Origin of the sequence: Enterobacter cloacae complex sp. ECNIH7, from assembly GCF_002208095.1 — a bacterium.
In the GTDB taxonomy this organism is placed as follows: domain Bacteria; phylum Pseudomonadota; class Gammaproteobacteria; order Enterobacterales; family Enterobacteriaceae; genus Enterobacter; species Enterobacter cloacae_M.
This window is the reverse complement of sequence record NZ_CP017990.1, coordinates 3,820,838-3,835,615: the sequence shown is the minus strand read 5'-3', so window position 1 is coordinate 3,835,615 and position 14,778 is coordinate 3,820,838. Positions and strand designations below refer to the sequence as shown.

The 14,778-nt window shown below is 53.7% G+C and carries 21 protein-coding genes; 19 read left to right on the top strand and 2 right to left on the bottom strand.

Annotated features, from left to right (window positions below; all coding sequences use genetic code 11):
* Window positions 1-40: 40 nt before the first annotated feature.
* From WM95_RS18960 to WM95_RS18905, 12 genes are all read left to right on the top strand, one after another.
* A complete protein-coding gene (locus WM95_RS18960; RefSeq protein WP_033146281.1) occupies window positions 41-289 on the top strand; it encodes a hypothetical protein in 249 nt (82 codons plus the stop codon).
* Between the two features lie 32 nt (window positions 290-321).
* Entirely contained in the window at window positions 322-831 is a 510-nt protein-coding gene (locus WM95_RS18955) for a phage regulatory CII family protein (RefSeq protein WP_033146280.1), read from the top strand.
* 7 nt (window positions 832-838) lie between these two features.
* Complete coding sequence (locus WM95_RS18950) at window positions 839-1,039, top strand: phage filamentation protein Fil family protein (RefSeq protein WP_032442472.1); 201 nt, start codon at window positions 839-841, stop codon at window positions 1,037-1,039.
* Window positions 1,003-1,344, top strand: coding sequence for a DUF5347 domain-containing protein (locus tag WM95_RS18945; protein WP_048971665.1), 342 nt, complete (start codon window positions 1,003-1,005; stop codon window positions 1,342-1,344). The genes WM95_RS18950 and WM95_RS18945 overlap by 37 nt, the downstream gene beginning before the upstream one ends.
* Before the next feature lie 67 nt (window positions 1,345-1,411).
* Window positions 1,412-1,645, top strand: a complete 234-nt coding sequence (locus WM95_RS18940) for a DUF2732 family protein (RefSeq protein ID WP_001744223.1) — start codon at window positions 1,412-1,414, stop codon at window positions 1,643-1,645.
* Complete coding sequence (locus tag WM95_RS18935) at window positions 1,645-1,872, top strand: TraR/DksA family transcriptional regulator (protein ID WP_024552873.1); 228 nt, start codon at window positions 1,645-1,647, stop codon at window positions 1,870-1,872. Before WM95_RS18940 ends, WM95_RS18935 begins: the two co-directional genes overlap by 1 nt.
* Window positions 1,869-2,729, top strand: a complete 861-nt coding sequence (locus tag WM95_RS18930) for a DNA adenine methylase (RefSeq protein WP_024552872.1) — start codon at window positions 1,869-1,871, stop codon at window positions 2,727-2,729. Before WM95_RS18935 ends, WM95_RS18930 begins: the two co-directional genes overlap by 4 nt.
* A complete protein-coding gene (locus WM95_RS18925; RefSeq protein ID WP_088544956.1) occupies window positions 2,720-5,128 on the top strand; it encodes a replication endonuclease in 2,409 nt (802 codons plus the stop codon). The genes WM95_RS18930 and WM95_RS18925 overlap by 10 nt, the downstream gene beginning before the upstream one ends.
* Window positions 5,129-5,290: 162 nt before the next feature.
* Complete coding sequence (locus WM95_RS18920; protein WP_001154443.1) at window positions 5,291-5,479, top strand: hypothetical protein; 189 nt, start codon at window positions 5,291-5,293, stop codon at window positions 5,477-5,479.
* Between the two features lie 11 nt (window positions 5,480-5,490).
* Complete coding sequence (locus tag WM95_RS18915; protein WP_088544955.1) at window positions 5,491-5,724, top strand: DinI family protein; 234 nt, start codon at window positions 5,491-5,493, stop codon at window positions 5,722-5,724.
* Window positions 5,725-6,098: 374 nt separating this feature from the next.
* Complete coding sequence (locus WM95_RS18910) at window positions 6,099-7,019, top strand: hypothetical protein (RefSeq protein WP_087051165.1); 921 nt, start codon at window positions 6,099-6,101, stop codon at window positions 7,017-7,019.
* Window positions 7,012-7,752, top strand: a complete 741-nt coding sequence (locus WM95_RS18905) for an HIRAN domain-containing protein (RefSeq protein WP_087051166.1) — start codon at window positions 7,012-7,014, stop codon at window positions 7,750-7,752. Before WM95_RS18910 ends, WM95_RS18905 begins: the two co-directional genes overlap by 8 nt.
* A gap of 32 nt (window positions 7,753-7,784) precedes the next feature.
* On the opposite strand, the gene WM95_RS18900 is transcribed toward WM95_RS18905, so the two are convergent.
* The gene (locus WM95_RS18900) at window positions 7,785-8,831 is read right to left on the bottom strand and encodes a phage portal protein (protein WP_088544954.1); all 1,047 of its coding nucleotides are present in this window, start codon (window positions 8,829-8,831) and stop codon (window positions 7,785-7,787) included.
* Window positions 8,831-10,597 carry a terminase ATPase subunit family protein gene (locus tag WM95_RS18895; RefSeq protein WP_001528644.1) on the bottom strand — a complete coding sequence of 589 codons (1,767 nt, stop codon included), beginning with the start codon at window positions 10,595-10,597 and terminating at the stop codon, window positions 8,831-8,833. Before WM95_RS18895 ends, WM95_RS18900 begins: the two co-directional genes overlap by 1 nt.
* A 142-nt stretch (window positions 10,598-10,739) precedes the next feature.
* On the opposite strand from WM95_RS18895, the gene WM95_RS18890 reads away from it, so the two are divergent.
* The 7 genes from WM95_RS18890 (at window position 10,740) to WM95_RS18860 (ending at window position 14,775) form a co-directional block, all read left to right on the top strand.
* Window positions 10,740-11,573: a GPO family capsid scaffolding protein gene (locus tag WM95_RS18890; protein ID WP_057057200.1), complete on the top strand. Its 834-nt coding sequence runs from the start codon at window positions 10,740-10,742 to the stop codon at window positions 11,571-11,573.
* A gap of 16 nt (window positions 11,574-11,589) precedes the next feature.
* Window positions 11,590-12,651, top strand: a complete 1,062-nt coding sequence (locus tag WM95_RS18885; RefSeq protein ID WP_013098795.1) for a phage major capsid protein, P2 family — start codon at window positions 11,590-11,592, stop codon at window positions 12,649-12,651.
* Window positions 12,652-12,654: 3 nt separating this feature from the next.
* A complete protein-coding gene (gpM, locus tag WM95_RS18880; RefSeq protein WP_088544953.1) occupies window positions 12,655-13,305 on the top strand; it encodes a phage terminase small subunit in 651 nt (216 codons plus the stop codon).
* Window positions 13,306-13,398: 93 nt separating this feature from the next.
* Entirely contained in the window at window positions 13,399-13,863 is a 465-nt protein-coding gene (locus WM95_RS18875; RefSeq protein WP_088544952.1) for a head completion/stabilization protein, read from the top strand.
* The gene (locus tag WM95_RS18870) at window positions 13,863-14,066 is read left to right on the top strand and encodes a tail protein X (protein ID WP_000868184.1); all 204 of its coding nucleotides are present in this window, start codon (window positions 13,863-13,865) and stop codon (window positions 14,064-14,066) included. Before WM95_RS18875 ends, WM95_RS18870 begins: the two co-directional genes overlap by 1 nt.
* Before the next feature lie 3 nt (window positions 14,067-14,069).
* The gene (locus tag WM95_RS18865) at window positions 14,070-14,285 is read left to right on the top strand and encodes an HP1 family phage holin (RefSeq protein ID WP_000171565.1); all 216 of its coding nucleotides are present in this window, start codon (window positions 14,070-14,072) and stop codon (window positions 14,283-14,285) included.
* Complete coding sequence (locus tag WM95_RS18860) at window positions 14,266-14,775, top strand: lysozyme (RefSeq protein WP_001528581.1); 510 nt, start codon at window positions 14,266-14,268, stop codon at window positions 14,773-14,775. The genes WM95_RS18865 and WM95_RS18860 overlap by 20 nt, the downstream gene beginning before the upstream one ends.
* Window positions 14,776-14,778 lie beyond the last annotated feature (3 nt).

The window sequence follows — 14,778 nt, the reverse complement described above, 5'->3', positions numbered from 1 at the left end:
AAACGAGATAAAACGAAACTAAACTAAGAGATACTGCACTATGAGCACTGAGATTTCAATTCGTGTACCAAAAGTGATAGCGACTCCAGCAGAGTTCGCGGAGTGGGAGGGGTACTCTCGCGGCTCTGTTTATCAGATGATTCATAACGGTAAACTTGCTAACTACATTGAAAAGAAAGAGAAAAACAAAGGTCGAGTTTCCATTTTGTATCTTAAGTACAAGCAAGAGCAGGCTCGTAAGAACATGGAGCACTCAGCCTTCAACTACAACGTTGTTGTTGGTCAGTGAGTTCAATTATGAGAACCATTTCAGAGGCTAACATGTTTGATTATCGCGTTTCCAAACATCCTCATTTTGATGAAGCCTGCCGTGCTTTCGCATTGCGTCACAATATGGCGAAACTGGCAGACCGCGCAGGAATGAAGGTTCAGACGCTGCGCAACAAGCTGAACCCGGACCAGCCACATCAACTGACGCCGCCGGAAATCTGGCTGCTTACCGATCTTACTGAGGACTCCACGCTGGTTGACGGCTTTTTGGCTCAGATTCACTGCCTGCCATGCGTACCGATGAACGAAGTGGCAAAAGAGAAGCTGCCGCATTACGTCATGAGCGCTACAGCTGAAATCGGACGTGTTGCCGCCGGTGCCGTATCGGGTGATGTGAAAACCACCGCAGGCCGCCGCGATGTTATCAGCAGCATTAACTCTGTAACTCGTCTGATGGCACTGGCTGCCGTTTCGATGCAGGCGCGTTTGCAGGCTAACCCGGCGATGGCAAGCGCGGTGGATACCGTGACGGGCCTCGGCGCTTCGTTTGGTCTGATCTGAGGTGATTATGCTGACTAAAGAACCTTCTTTCGCGTCACTTCTTGTAAAGCAAAGCCCGGCAATGCACTACGGTCACGGCTGGATCATGGGCAAGGATGGCAAACGCTGGCACCCGTGCCGCTCTCAGGATGAACTGCTGGCTGACTTGTCCACAACCAAACAGGGGAAATCATGGCTATTGAAGGCGCTACGGCGACTGTTCCATTAAGCCCCGGTGAACGCCTGGATGGACTGAACCATATTGCGGAATTGAGGGCTAAAGTGTTTGGTCTGAATATTGAGTCGGAGCTTGAAAGGTTTATTAAAGATATGCGCGATCCACGCGACGTAAATAATAAACAGAATGAGCGGGCACTGGCGGCCATTTTTTATATGGCAAAAATTCCGGCAGAACGTCACGGCGTCAATATTAGTGATCTGACTACTGACGAAAAGCGGGAACTGGTTAAAGCAATGAATCATTTTCGTGCAGTGGTGAGCTTATTTCCCAAACGGCTAACCATGCCGAATTAATCCACAACAGAAATTAATGGCGTAAACCCGCCGGGCTTCCTATTGCCAAAATTCAGGAGAAACAACTATGCGAAATATTGAAACCCGTACCACTAAAACCGGACCAGATGATGCCGGACTCAACCTGCTGCTGACTGAGGCACGCAAAGAAGAACGCCGGGGACGCGCAGATGTGATGGCTGCACGTCTGGACTCTTTGGCAGCCCGTATCGTGTCACGTCAGCTTAACCATACAGAAGCGGCTGAGTTGCTGCGTCAGGAAGCGGTGAAGATTCAGAACGAAGCGCAGGAGATCCACTGATGGCTGATTCAATGGACCTCGTACAGCAGCGCGTTGAAGAAGAACGCCAGCGCCACATCCACACCGCCCGCAATAAGGCACCGGGCTTTTCCCGTGTTCTCTGCATTGATTGCGATGCGCCGATCCCGCCAGCTCGCCGCAGCGCCATTCCGGGCGTGCAGTGCTGCGTCACTTGTCAGGAAATTGCAGAGCTGAAAGGCAAACACTACAACGGGGGTGCTGTATGAGCACTATCCTGAAATGGGCGGGAAATAAAACCGCCATCATGCCGGAACTGATTAAGCACCTTCCTGCTGGCCCGCGACTGGTTGAACCTTTCGCGGGTTCATGCGCTGTAATGATGGCGACAGACTATCCTCATTATCTTGTCGCGGATATTAATCCCGATCTTATCAATCTCTATAAAAAAATTGCCCTCGATTGTGAGGCTTTCATATCACGTGCAAAAAATATTTTTGCGATAGCGAATAGAGAAGTTGCTTATTACAACATTAGACATGAGTTTAATCATTCCTCTGAAATTACTGATTTCATGAAAGCAGTATATTTCCTTTATCTCAATCGTCATGGTTATCGTGGACTGTGCCGCTATAACTTGAGCGGTCATTTTAATGTCCCTTACGGTAATTATAAAAATCCGTATTTCCCTGAAAAAGAAATACGCACTTTTGCAGAAAAGGCTCAACACGCAACGTTTATCTGTGCCAGCTATGACGAAACACTGGCGATGCTGCAGACGGGTGATGTGGTTTATTGTGATCCGCCATACGATGGCACATTTAACGGTTATCACACTGCCGGTTTTACAGAGGACGACCAGTATCATCTGGCGTCTATTCTTGAACGCCGGTCATCAGAAGGTCATCCGGTTATCGTGTCCAACAGCGACACATCCATGACACGCTCCCTTTATCGTAATTTCAACCGCCACCGTATCACCGCAAAGCGCAGCATGGGTGTGGCTGCAGGTGATGGTAAATCTGCATCAGAAATCATCGCCACAAAATCAGCAGGCTGGTTTGATGTCGATTTGGCGTCCGGTCCAGATATCTCGGTGGAAACTGAGGTGCGGGCGTGGCAGTGAGTAAATTCACATTACATAATGCACCAACCACCGGCGGCTCGAATGAGGCCGCCGTGGCCTTTTCATGGAATAACCCCAAAAAAGCGGTTAACCCATATCTGGACCCGGCGGAAGTCGCGCCGGAGTCTGCGCTTTCAAACCTGATCGCTCTTTACGCTGCGGATAACGAGCAGGAGCAGCTGCGCCGTGAGGCGCTGAGCGATGAGGTCTGGGAACGCTATTTCTTCGATGAATCCCGTGATCCTGTCCAGCGTGAAATGGAGCAGGACCGGCTGATTAGCCATGCCAAAATGGCGCGCGAGCAGCAGCGTTTTAATCCCGATCTGGTTATTCTGGCTGACGTTAACGCCATGCCGTCCCATATCAGCAAGCCTCTGCTGGAGCGGATTAAATATTTCCATAGTATGGGCAGAGCAAAAGCCTATTCCCGCTACCTGCGTGAAACAATCAGGCCGTGTCTTGAGCGGCTGGAGCGCGTGCGTGACAGTCAGGTGTCTGCCTCTTTCCGGTTCATGGCGAGTCATGACGGGCTGGAGGGGCTGCTGGTACTGCCTGAAATGAATCAGGATCAGGTCAAGCGTCTTTCCACGCTGGTTGCGGCACATATGAGCATGTGTCTCGATGCGGCCTGTGGTGATCTGTTTGTCAGCGATGGTGTTAAACCAGAAGAAATCCGCCAGGCATGGGAAAGGGTTGCCGCAGAGGCGATGCGCCTTGAGGTCATCCCGCCTGCCTTTGAGCAGTTACGCCGCAAAAAGCGCCGCCGCAAGCCGGTGCCCTATGAACTGATCCCACCATCGCTGGCGCGTATGCTGTGCGCGGACTGGTGGTATCGCAAATTGTGGCAGATGCGCTGCGAGTGGCGCGAGGAACAACTGCGCGCCGTCTGCCTGGTCAACAAAAAAGCATCCCCGTATGTCAGCTACGAAGCCGTGATCCACAAACGCGAGCAGCGCCGCAAATCGCTGGAGTTCTTCCGCTCACATGAGCTGGTTAACGAAGACGGCGACACGCTGGACATGGAAGACGTGGTGAACGCCAGCAACAGCAATCCGGCACACCGCCGTAATGAAATGATGGCCTGTGTTAAGGGACTGGAGCTGATCGCGGAAATGCGCGGAGACTGCGCGGTGTTTTATACCATCACCTGCCCGTCACGCTTCCACGCAACCCTCAACAACGGCAGACCTAATCCGAAGTGGACCAGTGCCACTGTCCGGCAGAGTAGTGACTATCTGGTTGATACGTTCGCCGCTTTCCGCAAGGCAATGCACAAGGCCGGGCTGCGCTGGTATGGCGTCCGGGTGGCAGAGCCGCACCACGACGGCACCGTGCACTGGCACCTGCTGTGCTTCATGCGCAAAAAAGATCGCCGTTCCATCACCGCGCTGCTGCGTAAGTTTGCCATCCGTGAAGACCGCGAGGAGCTGGGCACCAATACAGGGCCGCGCTTCAAGTCCGAGCTTATCAACCCGCGCAAGGGCACGCCGACCAGCTATATCGCTAAATACATCAGCAAAAACATCGACGGGCGCGGGCTGGCTAAAGAAATCAGCAAGGAAACCGGCAGATCACTGCGTGATAGCGCCGAGCATGTCAGCGCCTGGGCGTCACTGCACCGTGTCCAGCAATTTCGTTTCTTTGGTATTCCGGGGCGTCAGGCATACCGCGAGCTGCGCTTGCTGGCTGGTCAGGCGGCGAGAGTGCAGGGCGAACGCAAAGCAGGTGCGCCGGTACTGGATAATCCACGTCTGGATGCGGTACTGGCGGCGGCTGATGCGGGCTGCTTTGCCACCTACATCATGAAGCAGGGCGGTGTGCTGGTTCCCCGTAAACATCACCTTGTCCGCACGGCATATGAACTTAACGACGAACCGAGCGCCTACGGCGATCACGGTATCCGTATCTATGGCATCTGGTCCCCGATTGCAGAGGGCAAGATTTGCACGCACGCGGTGAAGTGGAAAAAGGTTCGTAAGGCCGTTGACGTTCAGGAGGCGGCAGCCGACCAGGGCGCTTGCGCCCCTTGGACTCGTGGCAATAACTGTCCCCCTGTTGAAAATCTGAGCAAATCAGGGGGGGGGTTACCCGATATTAAAACCATGGATGAGAAGGAGCTGCAGGAATATCTCCACAACATGGGCCAGAAGGAACGGCGGGAGCTGACAGCCAGGTTAAGGCTGGTGAAACCGAAGCGGAAAAAAGCATACAAACAGACTATTTCGGATCAGCAGCGCCTGCAACTTAAGGCAGAGCTAAGCTCCAGAGGGTTCGATGGTAGCGAGTCAGAGATTGACCTGCTTCTGCGCGGCGGCAGTATTCCGTCAGGTGCCGGGCTGCGTATTTTTTACCGCAACCACCGCCTGCATGAAGATGACAAATGGCGTCAGTGGTACTGATGCCGCCGCTTTAACAATTCTTGCTCTTATTGATCCGCATCAGAGCGATCTAATTGACAGATAAAAAAACGGTTTACATTCGCAAATCCCTACTATACTGTAATTATAAACAGTGGATATATATACAGTTGTTGTGTGTCCGAGGTAGTGATAGGAGGGAAAATGCAGGATTATCTTTTGGAGTCGTTGAAGCTCCAGCGCATTGATTTTTTTATCAAGCTTGTAGCGGCTAGTGAGTGCAGCGATGAAGAAAAACGGCTGGCTATCCAGTGGGTGTCCGAACTGACCGACGAGCTGATGGCGAAAATCCGCAGCCATGAATACTGCCGGTCGATGGACGTAACCAGTTAAGGGGAATCTGTATGCGCATTGAAATAATGATCGATAAAGAGCAGAAGATTAGCCAGGCTACACTGGACGCCCTTGAATCCGAGCTTTACCGTAATTTGCGCCCTCTGTATCCCAAAACAGCAATTCGTATCCGTAAGGGCAGCGGCAACGGCGTTGAGCTGAGCGGGTTAAAACTGGATGAAGATAAAAAGCGAGTGATGGAAATAATGCAGCAGGTCTGGGAGGACGACAGCTGGTTACATTAGCGAACGTTGCGGACGATAAAACTGGTTTTTACCGTCCGCAACGTTGAACAACGAGCCACGCGAGGCGTTAGTGCTGTTGTGCATGTCTATGCCGCATGAAATCGCATGATCGTTTGAGGATCGTTTTTGCTCAGGCCCGCCAGAACTGGCGGGCTTTTGCTTATGTCATGCAGGTGCATGAAAACCACTACACAAAGCGGGCAGGCGTGGCGGGGATACGAGCGCGCGCTGAACCCTATAAGTACGACCTCTTGATTTGATAGCTGGACATACATACAGTGTCGTTCTATTATCTATTAACCCTTAGAGGTTTTGGTGATGTTTGGATAAAATAGCTTTCAAAATATTCATAATCAGCCAAACAGGGACGTCAGATGCCTTACCAATTGGTAGTGCTTAGCCCAGTTGCTAACGATATTGAACAGTTGGGAACCAAAGAAAAGTTTTGGTTCTACTACTCCCATGACACTGACCATTTACAGTTGTTCAAGTACTCTAGGCCGGGCACTGGTGAGCATTGGTCTGAAAAATGTGCTGCAGAGCTATGCCATCTGCTCAATATCCCACACGCTAGCTATGATTTAGCTAGGTACAATGATAGATTTGGTGTCGTTACTCAGAACCTTATTCCTGTTGGCTTCAGAATGGTGATGGGGAACGAGGTTCTTCACAGTTCGACAGCCGACTATCCTCAGCCTTTGCAACTGGGAGAGAAGCCAGTAAGGGTTAGAGAGCATACTGTAACGAGAGTTTTGGGCTGCTTAGATAAGGAATCTATCCAGCCGCCGCCGAGTGCATACGAACTAAACGGGCTAAATGCTGCAGATGTATTCTGTGGGTATTTGATGCTAGATGCACTGGTCAGTAATCAGGATCGCCATCATGAAAATTGGGCGATTATGCTTAACAATGAAACTGGTGAGCAGTTTTTATGTCCAACCTATGATCATGCCGCCAGTTTAGGGAGGGAGATGTTAGATGATGAACGTTATGAACGGCTTAATACTAAAGATAAAAATCGTCGAATCCCCTACTTTGTGAGAAAAGCTCGCTCAGAGCTTTTTAAAGCAAAAACAGATAAAAAACCCTTACTTACAGTTGAAGCATTTCAACATGCAGTTGAGGGAAGAGTTGCAGCTCGCGACCATTGGCTGGGTAAGCTGAGCGCTTTAACAGAAGCTTCCATTACAGATGTGTTCAACCAAGTGCCTGCATCGTGTATCTCTGAGAGTGCACGTGAATTTGCAGCGTTGATGGTAATGGAAAATCGTAGAAGGCTACTAGAGAATGACTAATACAAACTCCGTTTACGTTGCGTGGCAGGCACCAGATACCAGAGACTGGCATGTCGTCGGCAACTTGCAAGAGCGCAATTCGGGGTATGTTTTTAAGTACACGAAAGGTGCTCTTAAATCTACTAAATTTACCAAGTTTAGCGGCATGACTGATGTCAGAGAAACTTATGTGTCAGAAGAATTATTCCCTCTTTTTAAAAACCGTCTTTTGTCCCCTAGACGCCCAGAATATCCGAGTTTTATTAAGTGGCTTGGGTTTGAGGAAGATAGCGTAAATCCGATCGATATTTTGGCCCGTTCTGGTGGTTTACGCAGTACTGACCAACTACAGATTTTTAAGAAAATTGAAGTTGATTCAGAGGGAAAATTTGAACACTTTTTCTTTTTGCATGGTCTTAGCTATCTGAATTCGATGGCAAATGATCGTGTTTCTGAGTTGAAACCAGGGCAAATTTTGCGTCTTTGCTTGGATCTTCAAAACGAGTACGATGGTGATGCTGTCGTAGTTCGTGCTGATAAGCCCGCAGAAATTGTCGGTTATTGCCCTAGATATTTAAGTAATGACATCAAGAAAATGCTGTTAAATGATTCAAAATCAATCACTTTAACAGTTGAAAAGATTAGCGATGATGCACCGCATAACTATCGGCTGCTTTGTAAATTATCTGGAAAGCTAAACTCGGCTTGTCAGTCAACGCTAATTCTACAGGATGAGTTCGAGGCTATCGAATAGCCTAGAAAAGCCACCGTTAAAGGTGGCTTTTTTTATTCTGGTGTTATTTCTAAAGTGTAGGGTTCAAAACTAATAATTTTCTCTCCCAGCCAGTCGTTCAACTCCTGTAGGCGTTTCTGCAGAGGTATCAGTTCGTTGCGGACAAAGACGCGGCTGGCCTTCTCTACATCCCCAAACCCTCCTACATTACTCGGCATAATCCCCATCATCTGCGGTGGAACGCGGTGTGCTGCCATCATGTCATCACGGCTCACATTCTTGATGTTCAGAAACTCATCCTTAGCAGCAACCTCCGATAACGGGATGATCTGGATGCCGTCCTTTTTACCGTTGGGTGAATACATAAACAGGTTGCGGAAGTTACCCGGTCCTTTGGCGCTTTTCATTGCCTGGCGGATATTGTTCACATCCTCCTGGTTCTGTGCTGCGTCGGTCATGTACATGATGAAACCCGCGTGGCTGCCGTTGATGTAATACTTCCGGCGGAACAGCGTGGCGGACTCGTTGAGCAAGGTTGACGGAATGGCGGAGAGATAGCCGGGCAGCCCGTAAATCTCTTGGTTAATATCCGGCTCCATAAGGTGAAAAATGTTGCCCTGTGTAAATTCATAGGGCTGCGTGGTCAGGCCGTACTGCACAAACCAGTAGGTGTCGAGGTCCACGCCACGGCGTGTGTACTTCGCCAGTGCTGGCTCCAGTGAGAGAACGCCGCCGAGCCGGTTGGTGCGCTTTTCCAGATAGGCGTTACCGAACACCAGATAATCCTGGACGAAACGGGCAAAAGCCTGCTGGCTGAGCAGGCGGTGCGGGATGTACGTACTGCTGAGAATGTCACGTTTAACCGCTATCGGTGAGCTGTGATGTACAGCGGCGCGGTAGGTTCGCGCCAGCCCGTCAAAGCTTACTGGCGGCTCATACCATCTGTCCATCTGTACGCATTCCACATAGTCCAGCAGCTCGCGGCGGTCCAGCACCGGGATCGGGTCACCAAAGCTGAAAGCCTCGGCAGTTACGCCTGCGTTTTTAGGCGCCGTAGCTTCTGTTGGCGTTGAGCTGGTTAAGGCTTCTGGTTCACTCATCAAAAAATCTCCACAATATTGCTGGTATTGGCGGATTCGCCCTGCAGCGGTTCGTTAAACAGTGCGTGCATCGTTGCCCAGGCCAAATCGGCATGGCTGGCTTCCTCGCTGCGGCTGGCTTCGTAGGTTGGGCGGTTGCCGCTGGCGGTGGTGGCGCGGCGGATAGCCATAAAGGACTGCGCAATGTCGGTGTGCCCGGCGTCAAACTCCAGACGGCGGTGGCTGATAATGTCGTACGCCTTGAGCACCAGGGCGTTTTTGACGTTGGGGTTGTAGACAAACTCCCGGACAGCGGGAAAGAACGCTTTCACGTTCTCGTAGACACCGTGACCGACGCCGGTCGAGTCGATGCCGATATAGGTCACGTTGTACTGCTGCGTCAGTTTTTTAATGGCGTCAGCCTGGGCGCGGAAGTCCATCCCGCGCCACTGGTGTCGCTCCAGAATGCGGAACTTGCCGCCCGGCACGGTTGGCGGTGCCACCACCACGCACCCGGCGCTGTCACCGTTCTGCGTGCCTTTCGCCGGGTCGTATCCGATCCAGACTTCGCGCCAGCCAAACGGGCGCAGCGCCAGAGCCTGAAAATCGGTCCAGACTTCCCAGCTGTCCACCATGCACGCCTGCAGTTCGCTGAGCGGGAATACTGACGCCAGATCGTCAATAAATTCGCACATCAGCAGGTTCTGGTATTCGTCCGGGCTGTACTCCATGCGCAGCTGGTCGAGGTCGAACAGGTTACAGCCGCCGCGTACCGCATCCTCCACGGTGACGATCTGGCGGTACTGTCCGTCAGGGCAGAGCAGGCCGCGCGCAAGGTTGCTGTGGGTCAGGTCAATATCCACCTTGTCCGCTTTGGCACGGCCCCGGTTAAACAGCGCGCCGGACCAGAACGGATAGGCACTGTGGGTCAGGCTGGACGGCGTGGAGAAGTAGGTTTGTCGCCATTTCTTGTGAATGGCCATCCCGGAGGCAACCTTGCGCAGCTCCTGGAATTTCGGTATCCAGAAATATTCATCAAGGTACAGGTTGCCGTGGTAGCTCTGCGCTGTGCGGGCGTTGGTGCCGAGGAAGTACAGGCACGCGCCGTTGCTGAGCGTCATCGGGTCGCCTTTCAGCTCAACATCCACCTCTTTTGCAAAGTCGATGATGTACTGCTTAAAAACGTGCGCCTGCGCCTTACTGGCTGAGAGAAAAATTTGGTTGCGCCCCGTGGTGATGGCGTCAATCAGCGCTTCGCGAGCAAAAAAGTATGTTGCCCCGATCTGGCGTGATTTAAGCAGGTTGCGAATGCGGTGTTTTACGCCTGCCTGCCACCAGTGGCGCTGATATTCAAACATGCCGTTGCGGAAAATTTCTTCCAGTTTTTCAGTCTGTTCATCAGTGAAAACATTCTTTTCGGGCTGGCGGCGTGGCCCTTTGTTACGGTTGGCAACTTTCGGGTTTAAGTCTGCTTCGTTGCCGCCATCGTTAAATTTACCGATCCGGGCGTGGCGCTCTGACTGGCGCGCCAGCAGGTCAATTTCCTTGAAGTCTTTCCCTTCTTTCTGCTCCTTCATGATGAGCTGGCAGTAACGTGCGGCGGTGGTGAGCTGCATCTGATCCAGCGGCCCATAGTCGCCCCATTTATCGCGCTTCTTCCAGCTGTGAACGGTTGCAACTTTCTCGCCCAGCATTTCAGCAATGCGGGCTACGCGGTATCCCTGAAAGTACAGCAGCATGGCCTGCCGACGGGGATCGAGGTCTGCGGGGGTCAGTGTGGTGTTCATGGCACAAACATACGGCCTTGACAGGCGGCTTTCCCCGGCTGCGGTTTGTGTGGTTTACCGTACAAGTGCCGCGCGTTGTTTCACTCCCCCCATCACCGCAAACATAAGGCTCCAGTAAGTTTTTTCTAACGGAGCACGGCTCATGACAGTGAAAGCAAAGCGTTTCCGTATCGGGGTGGAAGGTGCCACCACTGACGGGCGCGAAATCCAGCGTGAATGGCTGGTACAGATGGCTGCCAGCTACAACCCGACGGTTTATACCGCGCTGATTAACCTTGAGCACATTAAGTCTTATCTGCCGGACAGCACCTTTAACCGCTACGGCAGGGTGACGGGGCTGGTTGCAGAAGAAATCAAGGACGGGCCGCTGGCGGGCAAGATGGCGCTTTATGCCGATATCGAACCCACGGACGCCCTGGTGGAACTGGTGAAGAAAGGCCAGAAGCTTTTCACCTCCATGGAGGTCAGCACGAAGTTTGCCGACACCGGCAAAGCCTACCTTGTGGGGCTGGGTGCGACGGACGATCCTGCGAGTCTCGGCACCGAAATGCTGGCATTCAGCGCCAGCGCCGCGCATAACCCGCTGGCGAACCGTAAGCAGAACCCTGAAAACCTGTTTTCGGAAGCGGTGGAAACGCTGATCGAACTGGAAGAAGCCCAGGACGAAAAGCCGTCCCTCTTTGCCCGCGTCACCGCGATGTTCACCAAAAAAGAGCAGACCGATGAGGCGCGTTTCTCCGACGTGCATAAAGCCGTGGAACTGGTCGCCACCGAGCAGCAGAACCTGAGCGAGCGCACGGATAAATCCCTGTCCGAACAGGACAAGCGCCTTTCTGAGCTGGAGTCCTCCCTGCAGGAGCAGCAGGCCGCCTTTGCCGAGCTTGAGCAAAAGCTGAGCAGCGAAGACAGCCGTAAAGACTACCGCCAGCGCGCGCCGGGCGGTGACGCACCGGCAGGCACCCTGACCAATTGCTGATGGAGCATAAAACCCGATGAAAAAGAAAACCCGCTTTGCCTTTAACGCTTACCTGCAGCAGCTGGCGCGCCTGAACGGTGTGGAGATTGAAGAACTCTCCAGCAAGTTCACCGTGGAGCCGTCCGTGCAGCAGACGCTGGAAGACCAGATCCAGCAGTCCGCCGCTTTCCTGACGCTGATTAACATCACGCCGGTCACTGAGCAGTCCGGGCAGTTGCTGGGGCTGGGCGTTGGCAGCACCATTGCCGGAACCACCGATACCACCACCAAAGAGCGCGAGCCTACCGATCCGACGCTGATGGAAGACGTGGAATACAAATGCGAACAGACCAACTTTGACACGGTGCTGACCTACGCAAAACTGGACCTGTGGGCGAAGTTCCAGGACTTCCAGGTGCGTATCCGCAACGCCATCGTCAAGCGTCAGGCGCTGGACCGCATCATGATCGGCTTTAACGGCGTGAAGCGTGCCAAAACCTCCAACCGTGCTGAAAACCCGCTGCTGCAGGACGTCAATAAAGGCTGGCTGCAGAAAATCCGCGAAGACGCGCCGGATCACGTCATGGGCAGCACCACAAAAGACGGTGCAACGACTGCAGGCGCGGTCAAAGTGGGCAAGGGAGGCGACTATGCCAACCTGGACGCTGTGGTGATGGATGCCGTCAACGAGCTGATCGACGCGGTTTATCAGGATGATGACGATCTGGTTGTCGTCTGCGGACGTGAACTGCTGTCTGACAAGTATTTCCCGCTGGTCAACAAAGAGCAGGACAACAGCGAGAAAATTGCCGCCGATCTGATCATCAGCCAGAAACGTATGGGCGGCCTGCAGGCCGTGCGTGCGCCTTACTTCCCGGCAAATGCCCTGCTGATCACCCGTCTGGATAACCTGTCCATCTACTGGCAGGAAGATACCCGCCGCCGTTCTGTTATCGACAACCCGAAACGTGACCGGATTGAAAACTTTGAGTCCGTCAACGAGGCGTATGTGGTCGAGGACTACCGCTGCGCGGCGCTGGTTGAAAACATCGAAATCGGTGATTTCAGCGCGCCTGCGGCACCGGAAGGTGGGGAATAACGCATGAGCCTGAGTCCCGCACGGCAGCACCGCCTGCGCATTCAGGCCGAACAGGCCGCCCGTGAGGGCGGCAGTGTTCGCCATGCGTCGGGCTATGACCTGATGCTGCTGCAGCTGGCAGAAGACCGCCGCCGCCTCAAGGGCGTCCAGTCCACGGTGAAAAAGGCGGAAATCAAGGTGGAACTGCTGCCGAAATATTCCGCCTGGGCGGAGGGCGTGCTGGCTGCCGGAGGTGCGCAGCAGGATGACGTGCTGATGTACGTGATGCTGTGGCGTATTGACGCCGGTGATTATGCCGGTGCGCTCGAAATCGGGCGCCATGCGCTGCGCCATGGCTGGGTGATGCCGCTGGGCAACCGTAACGTGCAGACCGTGCTGGCAGAAGAAATGGCAGACGCGGCGCAAAGCGCTCTGCTTGCCGCTGCCGGTTTTGATGCCGATCTGCTTCTGCAGACGCTGGACCTGACCACCGATCTGGATATGCCGGACCAGTCGCGGGCGCGCCTGCATAAAGCCATCGGCGCTGTACTGAGCGAAAACAACCCGGCGTCTGCCCTGAATCACCTTAACCATGCGCTGCAGCTTGATCCCCGCTGCGGTGTGAAAAAAGAAAAGCAGCAGCTGGAGCGCAGACTGCGCAATGACAGCCGCTAACGAACGTGCCCCGCGCACGGGCGGCACGGAATGGCGAAAGGCACTGCCACATCAAAATTCCGTCCACCGCCCACTTATTCAGGAGAAAGCCGCATGAAGTTTGTTGCGCCCGAACAGGCACCGGAACAGGCGGAGGTCATCAAAAATACGCCGTTCTGGCCTGATGTGGATCTGTCGGAATTTCGCAGTGTGATGCGCACTGACGGCACGGTGACGCAGCCGCGTTTAAAGCAGGTCGTGCTGACGGCAATTTCTGAGGTTAACGCTGAGCTGTTCGACTTCCGCAACCGTCAGCAGATGCTGGGCTGGCGGACACTTGCTGAGGTTCCCGCAGAAATGCTGGACGGCAAAAGCGAGCGTATCCGGCACTACCACAACGCTGTTTTTTGCTGGGCGCGCGCCATGCTCAATGAGCGTTATCAGGACTATGACGCCACGGCGTCAGGTGTGAAGCGAGGGGAGGAGCTGGCGGAGGCCAGCGGCGATCTGTGGCGTGATGCCCGCTGGGCTATCAGCCGGGTGCAGGATGCAGCGCACTGTACGGTGGAGCTTATCTGATGAAAGTGCGTGCGCATCAGTATGACACGGTGGACGCGCTTTGCTGGCGTCATTACGGGCGTACGCAGGGTGTCACTGAGCAGGTTCTGCAGGCAAATCCGGGGCTGGCTGAGTACGGCCCATTTTTACCGCACGGGCTGCAGGTGGAGCTGCCGGACATTACGGCGTCAACCACGGCGCAGACCGTCCAGCTATGGGACTGAATTATGACGCTTGAACGAATCAGCGCCTTTATCACTTACTGCATCGCCGTGCTGCTGGCATGGCTGGGCGATCTGTCGCTCAAGGATGCGTCAACGGTTGGCGGCGTACTGATTGGTGTGCTGATGCTGGCTATCAACTGGTACTACAAACACCAGTCTTTCAAATTGTTACGTGGCGGCAAAATTTCGCGGGGGGAATATGAATCCTTCAATCGTTAAGCGCTGCCTTGTCGGGGCGGTGCTGGCTATCGCCGCCACGCTGCCCGGTTTCCAGTCGCTTCATACCTCCGTTGAGGGGCTGAAACTGATTGCCGATTACGAGGGATGCCGCCTGCAGCCTTATCAGTGCAGCGCGGGCGTGTGGACTGACGGGATCGGCAATACGTCAGGCGTGGTGCCGGGCAAAACTATCACGGAACGGCAGGCGGCGCAGGGACTTATCACCAATGTGCTGCGCGTGGAGCGGGCGCTGGAAAAATGTGTGGTGCAGCCGATGCCGCAAAAGGTCTATGACGCGGTGGTGTCGTTTGCTTTCAACGTGGGCACCGGCAACGCCTGCAGCTCCACGCTGGTTAAGTTGCTGAACCAGCGGCGCTGGGCGGATGCCTGCCATCAGCTGCCGCGCTGGGTATATGTCAAAGGTGTGTTTAATCAGGGGCTGGACAACCGCCGCGCGCGGGAAATGGCATGGTGCTTAAAAGGAGCATAACGG

What these genes read in the sequence shown, in the direction of transcription:
- WM95_RS18960 (WP_033146281.1), top strand. Translation starts at nt 41, where the DNA reads ATGAGCACTGAGATTTCAATTCGTGTACCAAAAGTGATAGCGACTCCA.
- WM95_RS18955 (WP_033146280.1), top strand. Translation starts at nt 322, where the DNA reads ATGTTTGATTATCGCGTTTCCAAACATCCTCATTTTGATGAAGCCTGC.
- WM95_RS18950 (WP_032442472.1), top strand. Translation starts at nt 839, where the DNA reads ATGCTGACTAAAGAACCTTCTTTCGCGTCACTTCTTGTAAAGCAAAGC.
- WM95_RS18945 (WP_048971665.1), top strand. Translation starts at nt 1,003, where the DNA reads ATGGCTATTGAAGGCGCTACGGCGACTGTTCCATTAAGCCCCGGTGAA.
- WM95_RS18940 (WP_001744223.1), top strand. Translation starts at nt 1,412, where the DNA reads ATGCGAAATATTGAAACCCGTACCACTAAAACCGGACCAGATGATGCC.
- WM95_RS18935 (WP_024552873.1), top strand. Translation starts at nt 1,645, where the DNA reads ATGGCTGATTCAATGGACCTCGTACAGCAGCGCGTTGAAGAAGAACGC.
- WM95_RS18930 (WP_024552872.1), top strand. Translation starts at nt 1,869, where the DNA reads ATGAGCACTATCCTGAAATGGGCGGGAAATAAAACCGCCATCATGCCG.
- WM95_RS18920 (WP_001154443.1), top strand. Translation starts at nt 5,291, where the DNA reads ATGCAGGATTATCTTTTGGAGTCGTTGAAGCTCCAGCGCATTGATTTT.
- WM95_RS18915 (WP_088544955.1), top strand. Translation starts at nt 5,491, where the DNA reads ATGCGCATTGAAATAATGATCGATAAAGAGCAGAAGATTAGCCAGGCT.
- WM95_RS18910 (WP_087051165.1), top strand. Translation starts at nt 6,099, where the DNA reads ATGCCTTACCAATTGGTAGTGCTTAGCCCAGTTGCTAACGATATTGAA.
- WM95_RS18905 (WP_087051166.1), top strand. Translation starts at nt 7,012, where the DNA reads ATGACTAATACAAACTCCGTTTACGTTGCGTGGCAGGCACCAGATACC.
- WM95_RS18900 (WP_088544954.1), bottom strand. Translation starts at nt 8,831, where the DNA reads ATGAGTGAACCAGAAGCCTTAACCAGCTCAACGCCAACAGAAGCTACG.
- WM95_RS18895 (WP_001528644.1), bottom strand. Translation starts at nt 10,597, where the DNA reads ATGAACACCACACTGACCCCCGCAGACCTCGATCCCCGTCGGCAGGCC.
- WM95_RS18890 (WP_057057200.1), top strand. Translation starts at nt 10,740, where the DNA reads ATGACAGTGAAAGCAAAGCGTTTCCGTATCGGGGTGGAAGGTGCCACC.
- WM95_RS18885 (WP_013098795.1), top strand. Translation starts at nt 11,590, where the DNA reads ATGAAAAAGAAAACCCGCTTTGCCTTTAACGCTTACCTGCAGCAGCTG.
- gpM (WP_088544953.1), top strand. Translation starts at nt 12,655, where the DNA reads ATGAGCCTGAGTCCCGCACGGCAGCACCGCCTGCGCATTCAGGCCGAA.
- WM95_RS18875 (WP_088544952.1), top strand. Translation starts at nt 13,399, where the DNA reads ATGAAGTTTGTTGCGCCCGAACAGGCACCGGAACAGGCGGAGGTCATC.
- WM95_RS18870 (WP_000868184.1), top strand. Translation starts at nt 13,863, where the DNA reads ATGAAAGTGCGTGCGCATCAGTATGACACGGTGGACGCGCTTTGCTGG.
- WM95_RS18865 (WP_000171565.1), top strand. Translation starts at nt 14,070, where the DNA reads ATGACGCTTGAACGAATCAGCGCCTTTATCACTTACTGCATCGCCGTG.
- WM95_RS18860 (WP_001528581.1), top strand. Translation starts at nt 14,266, where the DNA reads ATGAATCCTTCAATCGTTAAGCGCTGCCTTGTCGGGGCGGTGCTGGCT.